The organism is uncultured Gordonia sp. (assembly GCF_937858515.1).
Lineage (GTDB): Bacteria > Actinomycetota > Actinomycetes > Mycobacteriales > Mycobacteriaceae > Gordonia.
This window is the reverse complement of sequence record NZ_CALLZT010000125.1, coordinates 53,545-78,364: the sequence shown is the minus strand read 5'-3', so window position 1 is coordinate 78,364 and position 24,820 is coordinate 53,545. Positions and strand designations below refer to the sequence as shown.

Sequence of the window (24,820 nt, the reverse complement as noted above, 5' to 3'; positions counted from 1 at the left end):
CCTGGACGTCCGTGCTCGGTAAGTCGGGCACTCCGGACTCAGGTTAGGGTAACCTATGGGCTTTCTACGAGCGGACATGCCCTGAGCAGACACGCCCTGAGCGGGCGGCCCGCTCACACACGGTGGCCTCGACCGAACGCACCAGCGCTTCGATCTCCGGGCCGGTGAATACCAGTGCCGAACAGGTCCCCTCGACGACGAGCCGGTCCTGGCCCCGCGAGTCACGTTCGACGCGGGCATCCACGGTGACCGCGTACTCTGCGCCCAGATCGTCGGCAGGGCGGGTGCGGGTCCACGCGGCCTCGGACGCCGGTTGCCAGTCGGCCTGCCCGCCCGGAACCGACTGCCCGCCCAGCACGATCGTGCCCAGATAGTTGACCAGAACCTGCGCCTTGGGTGCACGGGCCAGTACCCGCGCCGTGCGCGCGTTGCAGTAGCGCAGCAGTCCGTACGAATGGCTCTCCTGCCCGAGTGCCGACGCGATGTCATCGACCGGGTCGTCTGCGGCGGGGTCGAACAGTACCGGTCCGACGGTGGTGAGCCAGCCGACCGTCCGTGACAGGTCGAGTCCGCCCAGGTCCCGGCCGTGGCCTTCGACGTCGATCAGGAGTGGCCCGGCTTCAACTGGGTTCCCCCGGTGAGGGAGCCATCTGGTGATCGCGGTTCCTGTATCGGCGATCAGCGCTGCGGTCACCGACCCGGACGTCAGGTAGGCGCGGGTCTGCTCGGCGTCCAGGGTGATCACCTCCTTGGCCAGGTCGGCCTGCACGCCGAGTGTCGCGGCATCGGTGATCGGGGCCGACCGGGTCAGCAGACCTTGCCAGCGGGTCAGCTCCGCCATGATCGACGGTGCGGCCGCCAGCTCGGCGGCGGTGTCGGTGTACCGCGAATACGACACCGCCGGTGGCGGGAGTGCCGGTGTAGCTCCGGCGGCCACCGCATTCGCGGCCTCGGCGAGATCATCGAGCAGGATGCGCCAGGACACCGCGTCGACCGCGAGGTGATGGATCACCAGCACCAATCTGCCGTAGCCGGTGTCGGTCGCATTGTTGCCGGATTCGAAAACTGCTGCCGCAGTGATAGTTCCGCCGACCGTCGGATCGAGACGGGCGTGAGTGCCGGCGGCGACCGAGGCGAACGCCTCCTCGGTGGCGTCGGTGATCTCGTGAACCGTGAGAATGCCTGCGGTGTCGAAGGATTCGGATGGGATAGGTTGCACCGTCCAGACCCCGGCCACGGTGGTGGTGACCCGTAGCCGCAGCGCCTCGTGGCGGGAGATGACCGCGGCCAGCGCCTGCCGGACTTCGTCGGCGGTGATCGCGGCGGGCAGTGCCACGGTGATGGACTGGGCCAGTGACTGCCAGCGTCCGGGCCGGCTCGCGAGTTGCGCGACGATCGGGGTCAGCGGCAGGGGGTCCGTACGCTCGGGGTCGCCGGTGCTCACCTCCGGGGCGTCGGTCTCTTCGGCGCGGCGGACCACGGCGGCCAGGGCCGCGACCGTGCGCTGCTCGAACAACTCCCGCACATCGACGAGCAGCCCGCGGCGCCGCAGTCTGTTGACGACGGTGATGGCGACGATGCTGTCGCCGCCGAGTGCGAAGAAGTCGTCCCCGGCACCGACACTGCCCTGGTCGCGGTGCAGGACCTCGGCGAACACGTCGGCGATGTCGGCGGCCACCGGGTCATCGACGGTGCCGCCCACCCCTGCGATCACCGGGTCCGGTAGGCGCCGCGCGTCGAGTTTGCCGTTCGTGGTGACCGGCAGCGCGTCGAGCAACGTGAGCGTGGCGGGTACCAGGTGAGCGGGTAGCGTGAGCGCCACTGACAACAGAATCTGTTCCGGTGCAATATCTTCGGGTGACATGGGCACGCCGTAGGCGACGAGCATGGTGCGGCCGTCGGCGGTGGTGTGGCCCACCACCACAGCCTGCGCGAGGCCACCTGCGGACAGGAGCGCCTGCTCGATCTCGCCGGGTTCGATGCGCTGACCGCGCAGCTTCAATTGGCTGTCGCTGCGTCCGGCGTATTCGAGCACTCCGTCGTCGGTCCAGCGGGCGATGTCGCCGGTCCGGTACATTCGCTCGCCGCCCGCGCCGAAGGGACAGGCGACGAAGCGGCCGGCGGTCAGACCGGGCCGGCCGGCGTAACCGCGGGCGAGTTGGCGCCCCGACAGATACAGTTCGCCCCACACACCGATCGGCAGTTCGTCGAGCGTCCGGCCGAGCACGTGCAGGCCGGTGTTCCACACGGGTGCACCGATCGGCATGACCGGGCCGTCGAGGTCGGTCACGTCGATCTCGGTGACGTCGACGGCGGCCTCGGTGGGGCCGTACAGGTTGTGCAGACGCACGTGCGGGAACCGCGCGGCCACACCATCGCGCAGTGGTGCGGTCAGAGCCTCGCCGGAACACAGAATCCGGCGCAGATCGGGCAGTGCGTCACTGGTCTCGGCCAGGAAGGCGCGTAGCAGCGACGGAACGAAGTGTGCCGTGGTGATTCGTTGCCGTGCAAGGGTTTCGGCGATGGCCACCGGTTCCCGGTGTGCTCCGGGCGTGGCCATGACGATGGTGGCGCCACAGATCAACGGCCAGAACAGTTCCCACACCGACACATCGAAACCGATCGGCGTCTTGTGTAGCACCCGTTCGCCGGGCCGCAGGCCGAACCGGTCCTGCATCCATTCGAGCCGGTTCACGATGGCCGGGTGATCGACCACGACCGACTTGGGCTTTCCGGTGGAACCGGACGTGTAGATCAGGTAGGCGCCGCGCTCGGCGGGCAGTGCTCCGGCCAGTGGCAGGATACCGGTGGGACCGGGTTCGGTGGGCGTGCCCACCGCATCGACCACGACCACGACCACGGGAGTGGCGCCATCGATGATTGAGGCGCCGTCGTCGGTGACGATCGCGGCCGGCCCGGCATCGGCAAGGATGAAGTCGCGGCGTGCAGGCGGATGGTCGCGGTCGAGCGGAAGATACGCCGCGCCCGCCCGCATGATCGCCAGCACGCTCACCGACAGTGCGATACCGCGGGGCACATCCACCCCCACGACATCGTCGGTACCGACGCCGGCACCGAGCAGACGTTCTGCAAGAGTGTCTGCGGCGCAGATCAATTCGCTGTAGCTGAGTGCCGTGGTCTCGTCGACGACGGCCGGAGTGCCGGGGTGGGCGGCGGCTGCTTCCCAGATCAGGCCGGGCAGGTCGACGTCCGTGCGCACCTGGGTCGCGGTGTCGTTGAAGGCGTGCAATGCGGCCCGGTCCGGGTCGGTCAGCAGCGGCAACCGGGACAGCCTGATGCCGGGGTCGGCGACCATCGCCGTCAGCATCGCGGTCAGTGCGTCGGCGATCCGAGTGACGGTCGCGTCGTCGAACAAGTCACGGGAGAACTCGATGCGACCGGAAAGTGGTTGTCCGGGACCGTTTTCCAGAAACTCGACGGTCAGGTCGAACTTGGCGGTGGTGGCCGGTATCGGTACGATGCGGGCGGTGAGTCCGGCGAAATCCGGTGTGCTGATGGGGCTGCGGTACTGCACCATCGTCTGGAACAGCGGACTGCGCGCCACATCGCGCGCCGGGTCGACGGCGTCGACGACCTCCTGGAACGGCAGCGACTGATGGTCGAGCGCGGACAGATCCACCTGCTTGACGTGGTCGAGGAGTTCGGCGACAGTCGGATCGCCGGTGACCCGCGCACGCAGGACGACGGTGTTGGTGAACATTCCGATCACCGATTGCGTCGCCGAGTGGTCGCGACCGGCGACCGGCGTACCCAGCGGGATGTCGTCGGAGCCGGTCAGCCGTGACCAGAGCGCCACGACCGCCGCATGGGCCACCATGAAACCGGTGACGCCCGTGGCGCGGGTCAATCGGCCGAGAGCATCCGCTGTCTTGGCGTCGATCGAGAACTCCACTGTGCCACCTGAATCCGACGGAATCGCCGGGCGCGGGCGGTCGTAGGGCAGCGGCAATTCGTCGGGCAGACCGTCGAGAACATCACGCCAGTGCTCGCGTTCACGTTGCCGCAGCGACGTTCCCGATGCGTCGGTCGCATCGAGTTGCCGATCCTGCCGGAGTGCGGCGTCCGCGTACTGGATCGCCGGCGCAGGAAGGGGGGCGGCGTGGCTGATCGCGTTCTCGTACCCGGTTGCCAGCTCATCGAACACCAGCGGCGTCGACCACTCGTCGCCGGCGATGTGATGCATCACGACCTGCAGGATCGTCGTCGCGTCGCCGGTGTGGGCCAGGTCGATCCGGATCGGCACGTCCTCGGCCAGATCGAACGGCGAGCTACGAGAAAACTCCATGGCCGCAACCGATCCGGGGCCCGTGTGCTCGGTCGACGGTACCGGGGTGCCGGCCGGGAGGATCTGCTGGAAAAGGGCACCGCCGTCATCGACGACGAGTTGGGTGCGCAGCGACTCGTGCCGGTCCACCAGTGACTGCGCCGCGGCCCGTAGTGCGTCCACGTCGAGGTGACCGTCGAGTTCGACGACGAATGCCAGATTGTAGGCCGACCCTTCGAAGTCCGTCTCCGCGTGCATCGCCGACAGGTCCCGCTGCAGCCGGTCGAGTGCCCACAGTCGTCGCTGGGCGGGGGAGGCGGGCAGCGGGTCCGGGCGCGGCTCGTCGCCCGGGCCGGCGTCTGCGCCGGCGGTCGGGTGCGGCGCGTCGGCACGGCCGTCGACCCAGGCGGCCAGCGCGGCGACGGTCGGATGATCGAAGACGGTGCGCACACTGGCCGGGGCATCGAGTTCGAGGGTCAAGCGATGTGTCAGACGGGTTGCCAGAAGTGAATGTCCGCCTGCGGCGAAGAAGTTCAAGTCCGCATCGATATCGGCGAGTCCGAGGAGTTCACCGTACAGCGCGGCGATCGTGCTTTCGGTACCCGTCGCCGGCGGCCGGGACCCCGCCGTCGCGGTGAGCGTCGCGGGGTCCGGCAGCGAGCGCCGGTCGACCTTGCCGTTGGGTAGCGTCGGCAGTTCGTCGAGGACCACGACCGCGGGAATCTGATAGTCGGGCAGTCGCTCGGCCAGCCCGGAGCGCAGCGCTGCCGGGTCGGGCCCCCCGTCACCGGTCACATACGCCCACAGGGTCAGCGATCCCGTCGGGTCGGGGCGGGCCACCACGACGGCCGTGTCGACGCCCGGCAGGGTGCGTAGCGCGGCTTCGACGCCGACGGTCTCCACCCGATGTCCGCGGATCTTCACCTGACCGTCGCCGCGACCGTGAAACTCCAAGTCGCCGTTGCTGTCCCAGCATCCGATGTCACCGGTACGGAACAGTCTGCCGGTGCCGAACGGGTTGGCCACGAACCGTTCGGCGGTCAGACCCGGCCTGCGTGGGTAGCCGCGCGCGAGTTGTGTTGAAGCGACATAGATTTCGCCGACCACACCCACCGGTGTGGGACGCAGCGCGGCGTCGAGCACGAGGATCTCGGTGCCGGGGACGGGGCGTCCGATCGGGACCGGATCGGCGGTGGCCGCGTCGACCGCCGCGAACGTGACGTCTCCGACGACCTCCGAGGAGCCGTAGGAGTTCACGATGGTGGCGCGTGGTGCGAGCTCGAGCAGACGTCCGGTGATGTCGGCCGACAAGGTCTCACCGGACAGGATCCACCTGATGATCCGGGCACAGGCCCGCGGTGCGGAGGCGGCGAGTTCGGCGGCCAGGGACCCGACGGCCGTCACCTGCGTGACCGCGTGGTCGTCGATGAGCCCCGCCTGGGCGATCGGATCGACCCGTTCGTCGTCGGTCGCCAGAATCATCGGCGACTGCGCCGCGACCGCACCGAGCAGTTCGGTGAGGCCGTCGATGAACGACAGCGAACTCTTGACCAGCCGCACGTCGGGATCGGTCGGTGGCCACAGTTCCCGCGCCCACGTCAGCCGTGCCGCCAGACCCGCACGGGTTCCGGCCACCGACTTGGGGATTCCGGTCGATCCGGACGTGTACAGCAGATAGGCGAGATTGTCCGGATGGGGTTCCTTGGTGGTCAACGGATCTCGTACCGGATCGGCCTCCGGGGTGTCGATGATGAGCTGCCGCAACCCGTTCGAACCGGGGACCGGTGTGGAACCATCGACGATCAGCAGGTCCGGTGCGGCGTCGTCGAGGATGAAGGTGATGAAGTCGGTGGGGTAGTCGAGCGCGACCGGCAGGATCGCCGCCCCGGCCCGGAGGATCGCGAGCACAGCGGCGACTGTGTCCGCCTGCCGTGGAAGTGACAGGGCGACAATTGATTCCGGACCAATCCCGCATCGCCGCAGTCGTGCGGACAGGGTGTCGGCGCGGGCGTCGAGCTCGGCGAACGTTATCGAGTGTCCGGCGCAGGTCACCGCCACCCCGGGACTGCCGGTGCGGTCGCCGGGTGTGATCGACAGCAGGGCATCGAGTTCGGTGGGCACGAGCGTGGGTCCGGTACCCAGCGCACGTATGTGTTCCAGCTCGGTGTCGTCGAGTACGGGTAGCGCCGCGACCGGTGTGTCCGGTGCGTCGGCGAGCGCGGCCAGCACGGTGACCAGAGTCCGCACCAGCCGGTCGCGCCGGTCGGCGGACACCACCTCGGGCAGGTAGTGCAGGCGAATCTGCATCTCGGGATTGGGGATCACCTGCAGAGTGAGCGGGTAGTGAGTGGAATCCTGTGGCTCGATCGTGGTGATGGTCAGACCGGCCGAAGCGATCGTGTCCTGCAGCGGGCCCGCGCTCAGCGGATGATTCTCGAACACCAGCAGAGTGTCGAACATCTCGCCGAGCCCCACCGCACCCGAGATCGCCGGCAGGCCGACCCAGTGATCGTCCATCACGGTGGTCTGCGCGGCCTGCACCCGCAGTGCCACTTCGATGAGCGAATCCGCCGCCCGTGCTTCGACGCGAACCGGAACGGCTCCGAGCGTCATGCCGATAATCGACTCGGCACCCTCGAACTCCGGGCTGCGGCCCGAGACGGTGGTGCCGAACAGCACATCGCCCCGGCCGGTGTCGAGCCCGAGGGTCAGCCCCCACGCGGTCTGTACCAGTGCGGCGGCGGTGGTGCCCGCGGTGCGTGCCCGCGCGGTCAGGCGGTCGGTCACGTCGCCCAGGTCGTCGATCCGCAGTTCCGCCGGCCGCGACCCCAGGACCTGCGCGGTGTCGGGGGCGATCAGGGTGGCCGACGGCGTGGGCCCGAGGACTTGCCGCCACCGGTCCAGCGCGGCGGCGCTGTCACGCTTGCCCAGCCACTCCAGGAAATCGCGGTACGAACGTACCGCCGGCAGACCGTCAGCGCTGCCGCCCGCGGCGTAGGCGGCGAAGATCTCGCGAACCAGCAGCGGCGACGACCAGCCGTCGAGAATGAGGTGATGGTTGGTGATCAGCACCCGCCACGAGCGGGCGGACAGCCTGGCCACGGTCAGTCGCAGCAGCGGTGGTGTGCCCGGGTCGAATCGGTTGTCGCGGTCGGCTGCACGCAGCTCGCACCAGCGCCCGTGTGCGACGTCCGGCGGCAGCGCGGTCAGATCGTGTTCGGTCCAGCCGACCTCGGCACCGTCGAGTACCAGCGCCACCGGCATGCCGTTCTTACGGCGACGAAATGCGGTGCGCAGGTTGGGATGCCGGTCCAGGACGGCCTGGGTGCTGCGGCGTAGCAGCCGCGGATCGAGATCGCCTTCGATACCGAGATCTGCCTGCACCGTGTACGGATCGGGACCCGCATCCGAGAGAGTCGATGCGTAGAGCAACCCCTCCTGCAAAGGGGTGAGCGGCATGATCTCGGCGATCTTCATCAAGTTCTCCCTCACATGCTCTTGGCCGGGCACCCGGTGCCCGGCCAAGAAGTAGTGTCAGTGCCCTCAGGGAGGGTAGCAGAGAGATTAGGTAGGCCTAACTAGCGATTTGCCGGATATCAGGCCGGTGCCATCACCTGCGGGGAGTCGACTTGCGCGCGCCCGTCGCGATGAGAGTGATGCCGAGCAGCAGGCAGGCGCCGACCGCGATCTTGCCGACCGTGGCGGCGTCATCGATGGCGGGGGAGCCGGCGAGCACCCACGCCGCCACCGCGATCGCGCTGAGACCGATGATCACGTAGCCGGGTGCCCGGCGTCGAGGGTCCCTGCTCTGGATGTCCCTGCTCTGGATGTCACCGGGTTGTGCGGCGTCGCTGCGCGGGGTGTTGCCGGTCATCGCCGTACCTCCACATCGCCGAGATTGACCTGGGCGTCGATCGTCAGGACAGGACTGCCGGGGCGGCTGTCGCCCTTGGACAGCCCGTCGGGGCATGTCGTGTCGCCGACGCCTGCCGAGCAGGTGACGTCGACGGCCATGTCCCGCGGGACCTTGATCTCGATCTCGCCGATACCGCCGCGGACGCTGACCTTGCGGTCCTCGGTCAGTGTCACACCGGTCAGATCCAGCATGCCGTTGCCGACGGTGAACGAGTATTCGGGGCGGATATCGTTCTCGCTCTGCGGTTTCCACGTGCGCTCGCCGACCCCGCCGCCGGGCAGCTTCTGCCACTGTGTGTCGACGGCCGCAGCCAGCACCAGGCCTGCGCCGAGGACGAGGGCGATCGTCGCCAGGCCCGTGGCGTGCGCGCCGGCCGGTCGCCGGCGCAGTGCCGAAGCGGTCAGGCCCACCCCGATCACCGCCAGCGCCAGCGCCGCGATCCGCAGTGGACTGAACCACTCGGCGCCGGCGAGGTTGGCCGCGATACCGCCGGCCGCGGCGAGGATCGCCACACCGAGCACCATCGGCGTCCACGGCGAGCGGCCGGTATCCGGTGAATCCTGCTCGGGTGTCGCCGGTTCGGGAAGATCCCAGGCGAACGGTGCGGCCCCGAGCGGATCCCAGGACGGCGGTACCGGGGGCGTGAGTCCGGGGTCGGTCGCGACTGGCGACGCCGGTCCCGCCGGGACCGGTGTTCCGGTCGGGGACCATGGCGCCCGAGCAGCGGCGGCGGGCGCGGGTGATGCGTGTGCGGCGGGCGTGAAACCCGAGATCGGGCCGCCGGCCGGGTGCAGCGCTGCGGCCGACGGTGCGTATCCCGCGGGGATGTGCCCTTCGGTCATGTCGCGCGGAGTCCAGCGCTGAAAGGAGTGCGCGGTCATGGCGGCCGGTACGGGAAGGGGGGCGTGATAGTTGTCGGCGCCGGTGCCGGGTGGTGCTGCCGGGGTGCGGCGGTACAGCAGCCACCAGCCGGCCAGCATCAGGATCGTACCCATCAATCCACCCGAACCCCATGTCTGCGAACCGAATCCGGATACGGTGTGGATCGCCAACAGGATCATCACCAGAAGAATCAGGTTGTGGCGGCCACGCCCGCGCGGCCTGCCGGGGCGGTATCGGCCGCTGCGGCCGCCGATCTTGGATCGTCCGCTCGTGCCGGGAAACGTCAGCCAGGCCACGACGTAGAGAAGGATGCCGCTGCCGCCGAACAATGTGGCGACGATGAAGGCGACCCTCACCAGCGTGGGGTCGATCCGGTAGCGTGCGCCGATCCCGGAACAGACGCCCGCGACCGTGCGGTCGGCGGGGCGCACCGGTCGGGTGACCCACATCTGTTCGAACTGCTTGGTGTCCATGGCATCAATACTGTCGGCGCCTGGCGATCGCGGGAATCGGGTAACACCCTGAGATCGTCCCTGATGTGCCGGGAAGTCCGATCGTGCCAGTATCGAAGATGTGATTCGCCGCAGATATCGTGCACGGCGCGCCGTCCGGGCCGAGCCACCGGCTGCGTCCTGGACGCCCCGTGTCCCGGGATCTGAGCAGCCCCGCGGCGTCGGATCTGGGCCGCCCCGCGGCGTCGGATCTGGGCCGCCCCGCGGCGTCGGATCTCAGCCGATCCCCGTAGCCGCCGGTTCGTCGCCGGAAAGCGACCCCGGTGGTCCCCCGAAAGTGGTCCGGCGCAACGGTGGCCGGGTCATCGGTGGGGTGGCCGGGGGTCTGGCCGATCACCTGGACGTCGACGTGTTCCGTGTCCGGGTGGTGTTCGTTCTGCTCGGCGCCCTCGCCGGTGCCGGTGTGGCCGCATATGTGCTGCTGTGGTTCCTGTGCCCGATCGGCGACGACACCGACAGGTCCTCGCCCGCCGAACGTAGGCAGGCCTACGGGCTCGCTTTGGTGGGCATGGTCGTGTCTCTTCTCGTCGGCATCGCCGCGGCCGGCACGCCGCTGGCCAACCTGCTGCCGTTCCTGGTGGTGCTCGTCGGCGCCGGGGTGGTGTGGCGGGAGTTCGACGCACCCGTCACCAGCCGCGGTACCTGGCGCACGTGGGCGCGGCTTGCCGGCGGCGCGGCGGCGGTCGTCGGCGGACTGGCCGTCGTCGTTCTGGTCGGTGATCCCGACGTGGGCAGACTGTCGACGACGCTGCTGGCCGTCGGGGTGACGCTGGCCGGTGTGGTGATGCTGACGGTGCCGCTGTGGATGCGATTGTGGCGGGCACTGGGCGAGGAACGGGCCGCCCGCATCCGGGACGCCGAACGTGAGGAAATCGCCTCCCACCTGCACGATTCGGTGCTGCAGACCCTTGCGCTGATCCAGAAGAAGGCCGCCAAACCCGACGAGGTGGTGCGCCTGGCACGCAGCCAGGAACGGGAACTGCGCGGCTGGCTGTTCGGCGATCCCGCCCAGCACGGCAGTTCGCTGGCCGCCACCCTGACGAGTGTATGCGGTGAGGTCGAGGACGACTACGGTATCGAGGTCGACGTGATCACCGTCGGCGACCTGAGCCCCGACGACGAACCCGGAGCCGAGCAGCGCCGACGCTGGGCGGGGTTGGCGTCGGCGGCACGGGAGGCGCTGATCAACGCCGCCAAGCATTCGGGCCAGCGCAAGGTGTCGGTGTATTGCGAGGTCACCGACGACGAGGTCGAAGTGTTCATCCGTGACCGCGGTGTCGGCTTCGATCCGGATACGGTGGACACCGATCGGCAGGGCCTCGTACGGTCGGTGCGTGGCCGGATGGACCGTTTCGGCGGGTCGGCGACCATCGACTCGGCGCCGGGCCGCGGTACCAATGTGGTGCTGAGAATGCCCCGGAACCCCGATGACCGGGGTGGAGTGGACGACGACAGTGCGGTGGCATCGACCGCCGCGCAGCAGGAAGGTGGCCGGTGACCTTGAGCGATACCGACGGCGTGTGCACGGTGTTCCTCGTCGACGACCACGCGGTGTTCCGGTCCGGGGTCCGCGCCGAACTGGCCGGTGAGAACGGCCTGAGCATCGCCGGTGAGGCGGGCACGGTACCCGAGTCGATCGACCGCATCGTCGCCTCGCGTCCCGACGTGGTGCTGCTCGATGTGCACATGCCCGGCGGCGGTGGCGTCGCGGTGCTGCGCGGCGTTCGGGACCGGCTGGGAGAGGACGCCCCGGTGTTCCTGGCGCTCAGCGTCTCCGACGCCGCCGAGGACGTCATCGCCACCATCCGCGCCGGCGCGCGCGGCTACGTCACCAAAACCATCGACGGCGCCGAACTGGCCGACGCGGTTCGTCGGGTCGCCGACGGCGACGCCGTGTTCAGCCCACGCCTGGCCGGTTTCGTGCTCGACTCGTTCACCGGCCGATCCTCGGTCCCCGAACCCGCCCTCGACCCCGAACTCGACTCGCTGACCCGCCGCGAGATGGAGGTACTGCGCCTGCTGGCCCGCGGCTACACCTACCGCGAGATCGCCGAAGAACTGTTCATCTCCATCAAGACGGTCGAAACCCACGCCTCCAACGTCCTGCGAAAAACCCAGCAGTCCAACCGAAACGCCCTCACCCGCTGGGCCGCCACCCGCCACATCGGCTAGCGACCGTGACCGGGCATGTCGTACCCGGCCGGTACGTTGCCCGGCATGACGACAGAGGCCTACCAGAACACCCTCGACGCACTCGGGCTGTGCGTGTCCGCGCGGATCCCGGTGATCCTGTGGGGCAATCCGGGTGAGGGTAAGACGTCGATGATCGAATCGGTGACCGAGCGCGGATGGCATGTGGAAACGGTCATCCTCAGCCAGAGCGAACCGTCCGATCTCGCCGGGCTGCCCGTCGTCTCGCCGGCCGGTGACGTGGTGCTCGCCGCACCGGCGTGGGCGCGGCGTCTCGCCGACCACGACGGGCCGTCGATTTGCTTCTTCGACGAGTTCAGCACCGCCCAGCCGTCCCTGCAGGCAGCTGCGTTGCGCATCCTCACGCATGGGCAGGTCGGCAATCTGCAATTGCCGGATTCGGTGACGTTCGTCGCCGCCGCCAACCCGGTCGATGTGGCTGCCGCCGGCTGGGATCTGGCCGCGCCCACCGCATCACGCTTCGTACATCTGGACTTCGCGATGTCCGTCGAGGTGTTCGCACAGGGTTCGGTGACCGGCCGGTGGCCCGCGCTGCTGACGTGGGTGTTGCCGGACGATTTCCGGGGTGCGGTCGCACGGGAGATGGCGTCGGTCGCGGGCTTCCTGCGGGCCCGCCGCAACCAGCTCAGCGTCATACCGAAAGACCACGCATCCCGGTCACGCGCGTTTCCGACACCCCGGACGTGGGAGTTCGCCGCGACCCTGGCTGCGCTGGCCCGGCACGTGGGCTGCTCCGACGACGTCGCCTCGCTCGTGGTGACCGGGGCGATCGGCGAGGCCACCGCGTACGAGTACCTGTCGTGGCGCGAGAATCTCGACCTGCCCGACCCGGACGCGCTGCTAGACGGCCGCGAATCGATCAGCTTCTCCGATGTGCGTGCCGACCGCGTATACGTCGTCTTGCAGTCCGTTGTTGCCGCGGTGGAACAGAATGTCACCGACGACCGCTGGACGGCGGCGATGCGGCTGTGCTGCCAGGCCGCGGCGCAGGTGAGTATCGATCCGGCCGTTCCTGCGGTGCGTGCTCTCGTGGCGCCCGGGAGCCGACCGATGTCGGCGACGGTGCCCAAAGAGATCTCCGTTTTCGCTCCTGTCCTGAAACAGGCTGGGCTGCTGTGATGTTCGACGACAACAAACTGACCGCCGCCCGGCTGTGGGTGATCAGTGCCGGACGCTCGGGCACCCGCTCACCGGACGGTCCGCGCAATCAGCCCTACCTGGCACGGGCACTGTACGCCCTGATTCCCACACCCAGCGACGACGTACTTCGGATGACTGTCGACGAAGGCTGGCGCCTTTACATGAACCCGGAATGGCTCGCCGCGGCGTCGGTGCCCGATGTCGGCCGGGAACTTGCGCACCTGGTGTGGCACCTAATCAACCGGCACGCCGACCGGGCCCGTGGCTGTGGGGTGAGTGAGTCAAGCGCATCGCGGTGGCGCCGGGCGGCGGACGAGGCCGTGGGGGAGTTCACAGACCCCGCCGGACTGCGCCCCTGTCATATCCGGCTCATCCGGAACGATACGCAGATCACCGTCGAAACCCGCTTCGAACAGCTCGCCGGCGACTCTGCGCCTGGAGCAGATTCTTGCGGGCTCGATGAATGCGGCAGCGGTGCCGACGGGATTTCCCGTTCCTACGAGAGCCCACGGACAACGGACCTGCCCCAGGTCAGTCGTGTCGACGGTGAGCTGATCCGGAGAGACGTGGCAACCGCATTCCTGCGGAGCGCGCACGGTCGTGGAACCGGCGGCTATATCGCGCTTGCCCGGTGGGCCGAGGAGATCGTCAATCCGGTGGTGCCGTGGCAGCAGATCCTCGGTGCGGCGGTCCGCGGTGCGGTCACCACGGCGACCGGCGGTGGCGACTACACCTATCGACGCCTATCCCGACGAACCGCCACCGCGCCGAACATCGTCCTGCCCAGTAGACAGCGAGTCATCCCTGAGATAGCCGTCGTCATCGACACCTCCGGCAGCGTCGACGAACGGATGTTGGGGCAGGCCCTCACCGAACTCGACAACATCGTGTCCACGCTGCAGATCTCCGAGCGAGGTCTGATCGCGGTGTCGGTCGACACGTCCGCCTACAACCTGAGGCGAGTCCGTCGCGCCACCGACATCGACCTGTTCGGCGGCGGCGGAACCGACATGACCGTCGGCATCGCCGCGGTCGCGGCACAACGGCCGCGCCCGGAGGTCGTCATTGTGTTCACCGACGGTTGCACACCGTGGCCGGCCCAACCGATCGCCGGAACAACCCTCGTTGCAGTACTTCTCGACTCCCGGAGTGGTGCACCACCGGCCACCCCGGAGTGGGCTATCCGCGTCGAATGTGTCGATGAGGCACTATGAGATCGCGGCCACTACACCAAACCAGCCAATGTCAGATTGGTGTCAGCTGATGGCCCTGTGCAAGTATCCACATGTACTGCGGCGGCCAGTTGCTGTGACAGTTACCTGTAATGGCGCGAAACATCTGTTCTCTGTGAACCGCGATTGGAGTGTCTCGAGCGAGCACAACCTGGAGCAGGATCGGCTTCTGGCTGTGCTTGGAGGCGAGGAACATCAATGTCTCAAACTGGAAATGTACGTCGGCAGGCTGCGTGAGCTCGCTGAGTTCCACGCGCGCCGCCGCAAGTACCCGATTCGATTCATCGAGCCGGGTGTATGGGAGGCGGACCTGGGCACGTACAATCGCCGGCGATTCATGAGTGTGCTCCTCGCCGGTGAGTTCATCCGCACTGAATGCGCACCTCCCGGCTATAGTACGGATGGTAGTTTTCAACTGCGTCCCGCGGTCATCGCTGTGTCGAGTATCCAGCGAGTACCGAGGTTGTGGGCACGGGCGGTTGCCTCGCTATTCGTGGAATCGAATGCCGCCGATATCCTGTGGCGATCGGGGATTCACCCACGTGTGGCGGCAGAGGACCTTTCGCGATTCGTCGGCCCGGAGGCATCTTTGATATCCGTCTTCGACTATGTGGAACAGTACTATTCCTCGGGTTCCTGCGTTCGTGGTGATTCGATTGATCATGGTGCGCAAGAGTATAGTTCGAACCTTCGAGACGAATCAATCAATGAGGTTGTGGTACCGCGACTGGTGGAAGAATTACTCAGCGACTCACGAGCTATGGCTGCGATCGCCAAGCGATCGCTTCTTCCCACTCCTCGGCATGACCATGGCAGTACCGTTCCGGGCTGTACAGTGTTTCCTGTGTTCGACCAGCCTTTGACGTCCGATATGATCAGCCAGGAAGCGGTGGCAAATGCGACCGGTCGATCCTCAACTGTGGAAGGAATCCTCAAGGTTCGGCGGAGTGAAGTCCGTGGGACGAGCGTTGTCGTCGTTGAGCACCTGGACGGAAGTCGGCTACCTACGGTGGTACCGTATTCTGGCGTAGACAAAGTTTCCATCAATGCGCCGGATCGGTCGAATCTCATCGCTGAACTCGCACGTGAACTTGTTTCCGGTGGTCTGCACCCTGAAATGAATGTCAGTGGTGTTCCGTACCTGGTAACTGGTGGCGAGTATGTACTGGCGCTGATTGCGATATTGGGTGGGGTCAAGGGCAGAGCGATATCGGACATTCGCGAGGATATGCTGGCCACGTTGTATATTCTCGTGCTTCGTGGGCATTTCCCGGACGTATATTCCAAGGTAATCCTGCGGATGGTGACTTCGATTTGGGTTGAGGAGTTCCCGGGAACCTGGGGGATGCGTGCCAAGGTTTGGTCTCATGACCTTGTGGTCTTTGACGTCACGAGGTCAGAACTGCCCGTCGATATCGAAAAACTGCGATCATCCGTCGATCAGCTCGTCGCAGAGCTATGCGACCAGCTATCCCGAAATATTGATGGACACGGCCTCACGGATGGGATCGTCGTATATGTACGGGCGCAGTATCTCATGTGTGACTGGGACGATGCGCGGGTGATACTTCGTCCGGGAAGATGGTCGGATCCTGACGATGCCTGGGAACTCGTCACGCAGGGCGATGTTCGCTCGAAGGTCCTGGGTATTCTTATGTTGCGAGCGTTCTTCGAAGTGACAGGACGGCGTCCGCTGACGATTGGGCTTCCATCAGGCTTCTTTACCGCCGATGACCGCGCGCAGGTGATGCGTGAATTATTTGATCTTGAGGAACTCTCTCTGGCGATCAGGATCGTTGATGGACGGAATATTTGAGACGATTCTCATCGATGTGCAAGGTCTTTATATAGTATCGCTGATGTCGACTTTACTATCCTGTCCGTGGTGGAATTCTTCGGGTCTGACTATTGAAGAGTGGATGTACCTATGAAGACGGACTGGTGTGGACTGGGCAGCGCGTCACATCGGGATAAGCTGCGCAGCAAGGTCATTCAGATCCTTGGCGTGAAAGTCATTGTGCGGTGAACCCGAATCGTCCTTGAGCACACCGCCCCATTCCTGCGGACGTTCGACGAACGCCGTGCGCAAACCGAATCCGCGGGCGGCGTCGAGATCGGACTGATGGGTGGCCACCATCAGTACCTGGCCGGGCTCGACTTCCATGAGTTCGGCTAATCCGCAATAGACTTCGCGGGCGGGCTTGTAGTGGCGCCACAGATCCGAACCGCCGATGAAATCCCAGCCGAAACCATTGCGTTTGGACATCTCGGTCAGCATCGCGACACTGCCGTTGCTCAACGCGCACACCGTGAACCGGGTGCGCAGCCGTGCCAGGCCATCGGCGGCGTCGGGCCAGCCGGGGATCTCGCGCCACGCCCGCACCAGTCGCAGGGCGTCGTCGTCGGCGATGGTGAGGCCCAAGTCGGCGGCCACCTCGTGCAATGTCTCGGTCTGCAGGTCGTCGAGGCCGCGCCACGGCAGGTCACCGGACTCCACGCGGGCCAGGATCGGGGCGTACTTGCCGCGCCAGCGCCACGCGAACTCGGCGGTGTCGACGCCGGGGGCGGCCGCTGCGACCGCACCGGAAATTCCGGTGAACCAGTCGGTGACGGTACCGAATGTGTCGAAGGCAAGGACGCGGATCTCGTTGGTCATCGGCCAAGTTTATCGGCGCCGGGTGGTCGATGGTTCTGATTTTCACGTATATTTTGAGGGTCAGTCTCACACCGGCCGACCGTCTGATTCGTTTCGCCGGCACGTTGGGGCCTGAGACCGAGGAGGCTGCGATGACCACAGCGGAACAACTGGAGGCGCGAGGAGAGGCCCGCGGGGAGGCGCGCGGGCGGGCCGGGTTGCTGATCGACATGCTTTCGCTCAAGTTCGGTGAGCTTGATGACGTGATCAAGGCTCGTATCGAGCAGGCTACCGCCGCCGAGATCAACAAGTGGAGTGCCCGCTTCGTGCAGGGGGCACCCGACGTCGATCACGTGATCGGTTAGGGCATGTCTCCCATATCCCTTTGCACGGTCTCGACGGCCCGCTGCACGCCTGGCTGCGTTGTCGTCGATCAACTATCCCGTCGCTGCGCTCGCCCGGCACGGTAGCGCCGCTACCGCTCTCTCCTCCGCCTTGCCAGCCGCACAGTGGATCCGCCGATACCGCACAGTGGATATGGGAGGCACGCCCTAGCCGGAAAGCTACTTGAGAAGGGCGATCAGGAGGATCGCCACGCCGGCCAGGACGACGAAGAAGGCGAACACCGACAGGGCCAGGGCGGTGGTCGAACTCTGCGGCTGTGGCCGGGGTTCGGGGAATGCGCCGGTCATCCGGTTGGAGCCGCCGACGTGTCCGTGGGTGGGGAAGCGCAGACGATCCGACGACATCGTCGGTGCGTAGGCCGAATCGGTGCTGTTGGCCGTCGACGGGAGCGGGCGGGTTCCGGGCGGGATTGTGCCCACGCCGCCAGTTCCTGGTTGGTTGCTCGGCGAATTCCTGGTCACCGGTGCTGTGGCCGCGGTCTGAGTACGTGGCTTCTGCATCCAGATCGGCAGCGCCCCATCCTTTTTGGTGAGGACGCCGGTGAGGACCTGATCCCTGCTGGTGTGGGTGGCGGCGGCCGCGACCGCGGCCAGCTCGTCACGGGCCTGCGCCATCGTGGGCCTGCGGGCCGGTGCCGGTTCCAGGAGCTTACGCAGGATCGGTTCGAGCGCACCGGCTTTGGTGATCGGATTGATCTTGGCGCGGGCCACCTTGTGCAGCAGCGCGAGGGAGTTCTCGTCGACACCGAACGGCGGCAGCCCCTCGAGCATCGTGTAGATGGTGGCGCCGAGTGAGTACACGTCCGACGCCTCGGACGGAAGCTGGCCACGGGCCACCTCCGGCGCGAAATAGGCGGGTGTACCGGTGACGATGCCGGTCTGGGTGAGGGTGACATCGTCCTTGGCGTGCGAGATTCCGAAGTCGGTGATCTTGACCAGACCCGCGTTGCGGCCGGTGTTGGCGATCAGGATGTTGCCCGGTTTGATGTCGCGGTGGATGATGCCGGCGGCGTGTGCGTCGACCATCGCGTCGGCCACCTGCGCGCCGATCTGTGCCGACTGGGCGACATCGATGGTGCCGGTGGCGTGCAAGATCTGCGCGACGCTGCGTGAGGGCAGATACTCCATCACCAGCCACGGCTCACCGCTGTCGAGGGCGACGTCGTGCATGGCGATCGCGTTGCGGTGCGACAGCCGGGCCGCGATCCTGCCCTCGCGCATCGCGCGCTGACGGATCGTGTCGGCGGTATCCTCGCTCAGCCCTTCGGTGGAGATCACCTGCTTGACGGCCACCTCGCGGTCGAGGAGCTGATCGCGGGCCAGCCACACCGTGCCCATGCCGCCACCACCGATCCTGGACAGCAGGCGGTATCGCCCGGCAACCAGGTACTGCGGACCTGGCACGCGGGGGTTGTCGGCAACCGATGACATGGCTGCATAATAGCCGTGACGCGGACCTTGAGTGCCCACTGTTGACAGTGAGTCGTACATATGTTCGACTTTCCTGGTGCGATGGGCGGATCAAGAGGTGTCGGTGGGCGGTGTGCCCGTCGACGACGGTGCCTTGCCCGGCCTGCAGCGATCGGGACTGGTTCGGTCGGTACGCTCACCCGATTTCGCCGGCATCACCTTCCACGAGGTGCTTGCCAAGAGTGCGCTCAACAAGCTGCCCGAGGGGGCACAACTGCCGTTCCGGCATACCGTCAACACCTTCCGTGGCTGTTCGCACGCTTGCAGGTACTGCTTTGCCCGGCCCACCCACGAGTACCTCGACCTCGACGCGGGGGTGGACTTCGACTCGCAGGTCGTGGTCAAACTGAACGTGGCCGCGGTGCTGCGCAAAGAGCTGCGCCGCCGATCGTGGACCCGGGAGACGGTCGCGCTGGGCACCAATACCGACCCCTATCAGCGGGCCGAGGGCCGGTACCGGCTGATGCCGGGGGTGATCGGGGCGCTGGCCGAGTCGGCCACACCGTTCTCGATCCTCACCAAGGGCACTCTGCTGCGCCGGGATCTGCCGCTGCTGCGGCAGGCCGCCGGCCGGGTGCCGGTGAGCATCGGTATTTCGCTGGCCGTCATCGACGCCGAACTGCAGAAGACACTCGAACCGGGCACGCCGTCACCGAAGGCGAGGCTGGCGCTGATAAGGGACGTCGCCGACGCCGGATTCGCCCCGCACGTCATGGTCGCTCCGGTGCTGCCGTACCTGTCCGATTCGGTCGCCGATCTCGACGCGCTGCTGCGTGCGCTGGCTTACGCGGGCGCCTCGGGTGTGACCGCATTTCCGCTGCATCTGCGCGGTGCCACCAAACCGTGGTTCCTCGACTGGCTGGCCGTCGAACATCCCCGGCTCATCCCGCGTTACCGCAGTCTGTACGGGCGGGGTGGGTACGTCACCAAGGAGTATTCGGCGTGGTTGCGGGAGCGGATGGCGCCGCTGGTCCGCAAGTACGGGCTCGGTGATTCCGGAGGGCTGTACGGTGCCGCGAGCAGCGGCCGGGTCGCGGCCTCCCGCGAAGTGGGCATGACCATCGCGGCAGAGCATGCGCTGGTGGCCACGCCCGAGCTCTCGTCGGCGCTCACCTTGTTCTGAGCGCCGGACGGCCAGATATGTCTGAAAGTATGTTCTGACCTGCTCTGACGGGCGATTGTCAGAGGCTCGGTCTACGATCGATCTCATCGAAAACTTGTTCGACTTGATGAGGGTTGGACGAGGTTTCGTTTCCCGGGACGACTGCTCCGGGATGCGCGGCATCTTCCCTGTAGCGCGCCACCCCACACCGGGCACCCGGCACATCGGGCACCCGACACGCACTGGGCACAAGGAGGAACGATGGGTAACCAGCAGGCGGTTGAGCGAGGGCTGACGATCGCAGAACGTGGGCCGGCCGGGCGGCGGGCCGAGGTCGATGCCGGTCACGAGGCGCGCATCGCGCAGTTGCGCCGACAACTGGCCGTCATGTCGGGACAGCCCGACCGGCCGTCGGCGGAGCGGGCGGATGTGTCGGTGATTCCGGTGCCTGTCGCGCTCGAACCGCTGTTTCCGTCCGGTGGGCTCGCCGCGGGGGTCGTGGTGGCCTGTGACGGTGCGCGGTCGGTACTGCTGTCGCTGATCGCTTCGGCGTCGGCTGCCGGCAGCCGGATCGCCGTCGTGGGCATGCCGCGGTTGTGCCTGTTGTCGGCGGTCGAGCTGGGCGCCGACCTGTCCCGGATCGCGACCATCCCGTATCCGGGCGCAGATCCGGTGGAGGTGGCCTCGGTGCTGCTCGACGGGATGGATGTGGTTGTGCTGAACCTGGCCGGGGCCTCGGTGGCGCCGTCCCGGACCAAGGTGCTGATGGGGCGCGTACGTAAACAATCGTCGACGCTGATCGTCACTGGAGGACACTGGCCGGGAGCCCGCACCAGTATCGATGCCGAGGTAACCGGATATCGGAACAGCTTGTCCCACAGTATTTCCGGTAGCGGTGTGGGGCGCAGCGGGATGGGCCGGATCGGGGGGATGCGGCTTCGGGTCAGTGCGCAGACCCGTGGCCGGAGCCGCAGCAGCGTCGACGTCGAACTGGTTGCCGACGGGTACGGGGCGGCACGGCGTGTCGGCCTGGTGCACACCGGTGGGCATTTGGCCGAGGTAACCGGTCCGGTGCTGGAAGTGGCCAACTGATGGGCAGCGCAACCTTTCACAAGGCATCGGCCCAGCGGGTGGCTGTTCGCCAAGGGGTGCCGGCTAGGAGGGGGCCGGCACAAAGGGTTTTGGCGCTGTGGTGCCCGGACTGGCCGGCGAGTGCCGCCGCCGCGGAAGCGGATCTGGCGCCGGACGTGCCGGTGGCGGTACTGCACGCCAACCGGGTGGTGGCGTGTTCGGCGTCGGCCCGCCGCAGTGGGGTGCGTCGCGGTATGAGGAAACGGCAGGCGCAGGCGGCCTGCCCGGAGATGGGGCTCACCGGCGCCGACGGCAACCGCGACGGACAGCAGTACGAGCCGATCGCGGCTGCGGTGATGGCGGTGGTGCCGACGGTCGAGGTCCTGCGGCCGGGGCTGCTGGTGATACCGCTGACCGACACCCTGTGCCACCACCTCGGTGAGGAGCAGAAGATCGCCGAACGGCTGACCGACGTCGTCGGAGCGTGCGGTGCCGAGGCGCAGGCCGGGGTGGCCGATGAGATGTTCACCGCGGTGCTCGCCGCGCGGCGCGGGCAATGCGTCGAGCCGGGCGGTGACGCGGCCTGGCTGGCGCCGCTGCCGATTGCGGAGCTGGCCGTCGAACCCTGCTTCGACGGGCCCGGTCGGTCTGAACTGGTGGATCTGCTGCGCAGGCTGGGGATCGCCACGATCGGTGCGTTCGCCGGGTTCCCGATCCGCGATGTGGCCACTAGGTTCACCGCCGATGCCGTTGCCGCGCACCGGCTGGCGAATGCGGCACCGGCCCGGGGACCGGTGGGCGGACACATCCAGGAAGACCTGGCGATCGAGTACGACTGCGATCCGCCGATCGACCGGGTCGACGCCGCCGCCTTCGTGGGTCGGCGCCTGGCCGAGGAGCTGCATCGCCGGCTGGCCGCGGTATCGATGTCCTGCACTCGGCTCACCGTCGAAGCGGTGACCCAACTGGGGCAGCGTCATTCGAGGACCTGGCGGGCGGTGACACCACTGACCGCCGACGATATCGCCTGCCGGATCCGCTGGCAGCTCGACGGCTGGCTCACCGGTGGTCGAGGGAGTCACGTGCAGCGGCCGGATTCTCCGATCGTGATGCTGCGGCTCGAACCGGTGGAGGTGATCGGTTCCGGCGCAATGCATTACGCCCTGTCCGGGTACGGTCTGCCCGAGTCGGAGGTGGACAGTGAACGGGCCCGGACCGCGCTCGCCCGGGTGCAGGGGCTGCTCGGTGGCGACGCTGTCAAGATCCCCGTGCTCAGCGGTGGTCGGGGCCCGGCGGAACAGGTGAGATTGGTAACGCTGGGCGAAGACGCTGTGCCCCAAGGTGATCCGCTGGCCCCGTGGCCGGGACGGCTGCCACAACCCGCCCCGGCCACCATGGCGGCGGCCGCCGTCGCGGTACTCGACCCGGACGGCGATCCGGTGCGGGTATCGGCCCGGGGCGCGTTCAGTGCCGAACCGGCTCTGATCGTCGGACCCCGGAAATGGTCGGTGCAGTGGTGGGCCGGACCGTGGCCCACCGGTATCGACGGTGTCGGGGTCAGCGCCCGGGCGCAGGTCCTACTCGACGACGCCCGGGCACTGCTGCTGCACTACCGATCCGGAGGCTGGACAGTGGAAGGGGTCTACGAGTAGTTGGTCAGGCGACGGCGAGGGCGTCGACCGGTGATACCGCCACTGCCCGGCGGCTCGGGGGCAGTGACGCCACCACGGCCAGTGCGAAGGTGCCCGAGATGATCGCCACCAGCACGCCCCACGGCAGCCCGATCGGCATACCTGAGGACAGGTGGCCGATCAGTGACTGCGAGGCGATGCTGCCGAACACGATTCCGGCGAGCAGCCCGCACACCACCGCGGTACCGGTGAGCGCCAGGGACTCGCGGAAGATCATCGAACGCACCTGCCGTGCGGTGAAACCCATGGCCCGCAGCATGCCGATCTCGCGGGTCCGGGAGATCACTGTCAGCGACATCGTCGAGATGAACCCGACGGCGGCGATGATCACCGAGATCGCGATGATGGCGACGAGCACGGTCGTGGTGATCGACAGGATCTTGTCGTTGGTGGCGATCTCCTCGGGTGTCAGATCGGTCCAGTTGTTCCGGACCGCCTTGTGCAGCGATGTCATACCCGCGGCGATGGAGGTGACCAGGGTGACACCGATGAGCAGACCGACGGCCGACCGGGTGGTCCGGGTGGGGTCGCTGACCGCGTTCTTGCGGGCCAGCACCGCGCTCGGGCTCGCACCCACGGCCCGTCCGCACACCGATACCAGGCGCGGAACGATGACGGGGGCACTGATCAGAAAACCTACGGATACCAGTGCGGCCCCGAGAAATGCCGCGAAAAATCCTGCTGTGGAACCATTCTCACCCATCCGGCAGGCCAGACCCAGGATCAGGGCACCGAACGCGGCTGTCCCGGCGGCGATTACGGGACGCCACCTCGGCACGCCGCGCCGTACGGTCTGCAGCGCGGCCACCGAGGCCAGGGTGCGACGGGTGCCCACGAATGTGGCCACGACGGCGGTGCCGACGACGGCCAGCGCGGCTGGGACGACCATGACGGTGATCGCCGAATAGTCGGCCTCCGGTATTTTCCCGTTGTGCACCAGAATGATTCGGGTGATATCGACGGCAACGGTACCGACGGCGATGCCGACCGCCGCGCCGACGGCGGCCACTGCGCCCACCGCCCGGACCAGTCCGGCCCGTAGTTGCCGGCCGCTTGCGCCGATCAACCGGAGCAGCGTCAGTTGTCCGCGACGGCCCGCGATAACGGTGTCGACGCCGTTGCTGATCACGATCGCCGACACGAACAGGGCGATCAGGATGAACACCGATGCCACCGCGGAGAGCACCTGGCCGATCGGGTCGTCGCCCTCGGCCCGGCTGACGGTGTCGAGCAGATCGGCGGCACCCAGCAGCGCCGCGGAGTACGCCGCCCCGATTCCGCACACCACGCCCACCGTCGTCAGTTCACGCAGCGATCCGATGGTGAGTTTCGGGCTGGTTGCCGTGATTTCCCGATTCGTCATCGATAGTCCGGTCATCGTCCCTGCTCCTGCTCCTGTCGTTGTTGTCCCTGTCGTCATTGTCACCGTCGTGCCTCCTGCAGGCCGATGATGATTTCGGAGATCTGCCGGGGATCGAGCCCCCGGTATTCGCCGACGATCCGCCCGTCGGCGAGCATCAGGATCCGGTCGGCGTACGAGGCGGCGACCGGATCGTGGGTGACCATCGCGATGCCCTGACCGTATTCGTGAGCCGCGGTGGTCAGCAACGCCAATACCTCACGGGCAGTGCGGGTATCGAGAGCGCCGGTCGGTTCGTCGGCGAGGATGATCGACGGACGGTTCGCAAGTGCCCGCACGATGGCGACCCGCTGCTGTTGCCCGCCGGACAGTTCTGCCGGCCGGTGATCGAGGCGCTCACGCAGGCCGAGAACACCGATCAGGTGGGCGATCCACGCCTGTTGTTCGGGGGTGATCGGGTTTCCGGACAGGATGAACGGCAATTTGATGTTCTCGTTGGCCGTCAGTGTCGGAATCAGGTTGAACGACTGGAAGATGAAGCCGATATGCTTGCGGCGCAACAGGGTACGACCGGTGTCGTCGAGGGTGCCGACCGGCTCGCCTGCCAGCAGGATCTGTCCGGCGGTGATCTCGTCGAGTCCGGCGATCACGTTCATCAGCGTCGACTTGCCCGAGCCGGACGGGCCCATGATCGCGGTGAACTCCTGTCGGTACAGGTCGACCGAGACATCACGCAGCGCGTGCACCGGATTGGCCGGATCGCCGTAGGTGCGGGAGACCTCACGCAGGACGACGGCGGGGGCGTGCTGTTGCCGGGGCTGGGGGATACGTGGTCGTGTGTGCGTGTGAATTATCATGTCAATGACGCTATTTCGCATTCACGGTGCGCGCATCGGCCCCGATGACGAA

General features: G+C 67.2%; 16 protein-coding genes. 9 read left to right on the top strand and 7 right to left on the bottom strand.

What is annotated here, in order from left to right:
• Nucleotides 1-64: 64 nt before the first annotated feature.
• The 3 genes from Q0627_RS11650 to Q0627_RS11640 form a co-directional block, all read right to left on the bottom strand.
• Complete coding sequence (locus tag Q0627_RS11650; protein WP_298810024.1) at nt 65-7,762, bottom strand: non-ribosomal peptide synthetase; 7,698 nt, start codon at nt 7,760-7,762, stop codon at nt 65-67.
• 133 nt (nt 7,763-7,895) lie between these two features.
• Entirely contained in the window at nt 7,896-8,159 is a 264-nt protein-coding gene (locus Q0627_RS11645; protein WP_298810022.1) for a hypothetical protein, read from the bottom strand.
• Entirely contained in the window at nt 8,156-9,556 is a 1,401-nt protein-coding gene (locus Q0627_RS11640; RefSeq protein WP_298810020.1) for a PspC domain-containing protein, read from the bottom strand. The genes Q0627_RS11645 and Q0627_RS11640 overlap by 4 nt, the downstream gene beginning before the upstream one ends.
• 316 nt (nt 9,557-9,872) lie before the next feature.
• Between Q0627_RS11640 and Q0627_RS11635 the strand changes: the two genes are divergently transcribed.
• From Q0627_RS11635 to Q0627_RS11615, 5 genes are read left to right on the top strand one after another with little or no spacing between them, the layout of a single operon-like run.
• Nucleotides 9,873-11,093 carry a sensor histidine kinase gene (locus tag Q0627_RS11635; protein ID WP_298810019.1) on the top strand — a complete coding sequence of 407 codons (1,221 nt, stop codon included), beginning with the start codon at nt 9,873-9,875 and terminating at the stop codon, nt 11,091-11,093.
• Entirely contained in the window at nt 11,090-11,767 is a 678-nt protein-coding gene (locus Q0627_RS11630; protein ID WP_298810016.1) for a response regulator transcription factor, read from the top strand. The genes Q0627_RS11635 and Q0627_RS11630 overlap by 4 nt, the downstream gene beginning before the upstream one ends.
• A 45-nt stretch (nt 11,768-11,812) precedes the next feature.
• Nucleotides 11,813-12,925 (top strand): AAA family ATPase, encoded by a 1,113-nt coding sequence (locus Q0627_RS11625; RefSeq protein ID WP_291015970.1) that lies wholly within the window; start codon nt 11,813-11,815, stop codon nt 12,923-12,925.
• Nucleotides 12,925-14,160: a DUF2201 family putative metallopeptidase gene (locus Q0627_RS11620; RefSeq protein ID WP_291015968.1), complete on the top strand. Its 1,236-nt coding sequence runs from the start codon at nt 12,925-12,927 to the stop codon at nt 14,158-14,160. The genes Q0627_RS11625 and Q0627_RS11620 overlap by 1 nt, the downstream gene beginning before the upstream one ends.
• Nucleotides 14,147-15,994, top strand: a complete 1,848-nt coding sequence (locus Q0627_RS11615) for a hypothetical protein (protein WP_291015966.1) — start codon at nt 14,147-14,149, stop codon at nt 15,992-15,994. The genes Q0627_RS11620 and Q0627_RS11615 overlap by 14 nt, the downstream gene beginning before the upstream one ends.
• A 144-nt stretch (nt 15,995-16,138) precedes the next feature.
• Here the strand turns inward: Q0627_RS11615 and Q0627_RS11610 are convergent, their stop codons facing one another.
• Nucleotides 16,139-16,834 carry a haloacid dehalogenase type II gene (locus tag Q0627_RS11610; protein ID WP_291015964.1) on the bottom strand — a complete coding sequence of 232 codons (696 nt, stop codon included), beginning with the start codon at nt 16,832-16,834 and terminating at the stop codon, nt 16,139-16,141.
• Nucleotides 16,835-16,965: 131 nt separating this feature from the next.
• On the opposite strand from Q0627_RS11610, the gene Q0627_RS11605 reads away from it, so the two are divergent.
• Nucleotides 16,966-17,178: a hypothetical protein gene (locus Q0627_RS11605; protein WP_291015962.1), complete on the top strand. Its 213-nt coding sequence runs from the start codon at nt 16,966-16,968 to the stop codon at nt 17,176-17,178.
• 198 nt (nt 17,179-17,376) lie between these two features.
• On the opposite strand, the gene Q0627_RS11600 is transcribed toward Q0627_RS11605, so the two are convergent.
• Entirely contained in the window at nt 17,377-18,648 is a 1,272-nt protein-coding gene (locus Q0627_RS11600; protein ID WP_291015960.1) for a serine/threonine-protein kinase, read from the bottom strand.
• Between the two features lie 76 nt (nt 18,649-18,724).
• Between Q0627_RS11600 and Q0627_RS11595 the strand changes: the two genes are divergently transcribed.
• The 3 genes from Q0627_RS11595 (at nt 18,725) to Q0627_RS11585 (ending at nt 22,512) form a co-directional block, all read left to right on the top strand.
• Nucleotides 18,725-19,810 carry an Rv2578c family radical SAM protein gene (locus Q0627_RS11595; RefSeq protein WP_291015958.1) on the top strand — a complete coding sequence of 362 codons (1,086 nt, stop codon included), beginning with the start codon at nt 18,725-18,727 and terminating at the stop codon, nt 19,808-19,810.
• Nucleotides 19,811-20,050: 240 nt separating this feature from the next.
• Nucleotides 20,051-20,881 (top strand): hypothetical protein, encoded by an 831-nt coding sequence (locus Q0627_RS11590; protein WP_291015956.1) that lies wholly within the window; start codon nt 20,051-20,053, stop codon nt 20,879-20,881.
• A gap of 89 nt (nt 20,882-20,970) precedes the next feature.
• Nucleotides 20,971-22,512, top strand: coding sequence for a DNA polymerase Y family protein (locus Q0627_RS11585; RefSeq protein WP_298810006.1), 1,542 nt, complete (start codon nt 20,971-20,973; stop codon nt 22,510-22,512).
• A gap of 4 nt (nt 22,513-22,516) precedes the next feature.
• Here the strand turns inward: Q0627_RS11585 and Q0627_RS11580 are convergent, their stop codons facing one another.
• Both Q0627_RS11580 and Q0627_RS11575 read right to left on the bottom strand, forming a co-directional pair.
• Nucleotides 22,517-23,899 (bottom strand): FtsX-like permease family protein, encoded by a 1,383-nt coding sequence (locus Q0627_RS11580; protein WP_291015973.1) that lies wholly within the window; start codon nt 23,897-23,899, stop codon nt 22,517-22,519.
• A 74-nt stretch (nt 23,900-23,973) separates the two neighbouring features.
• Nucleotides 23,974-24,768, bottom strand: coding sequence for an ABC transporter ATP-binding protein (locus Q0627_RS11575; protein WP_291015953.1), 795 nt, complete (start codon nt 24,766-24,768; stop codon nt 23,974-23,976).
• Nucleotides 24,769-24,820 lie beyond the last annotated feature (52 nt).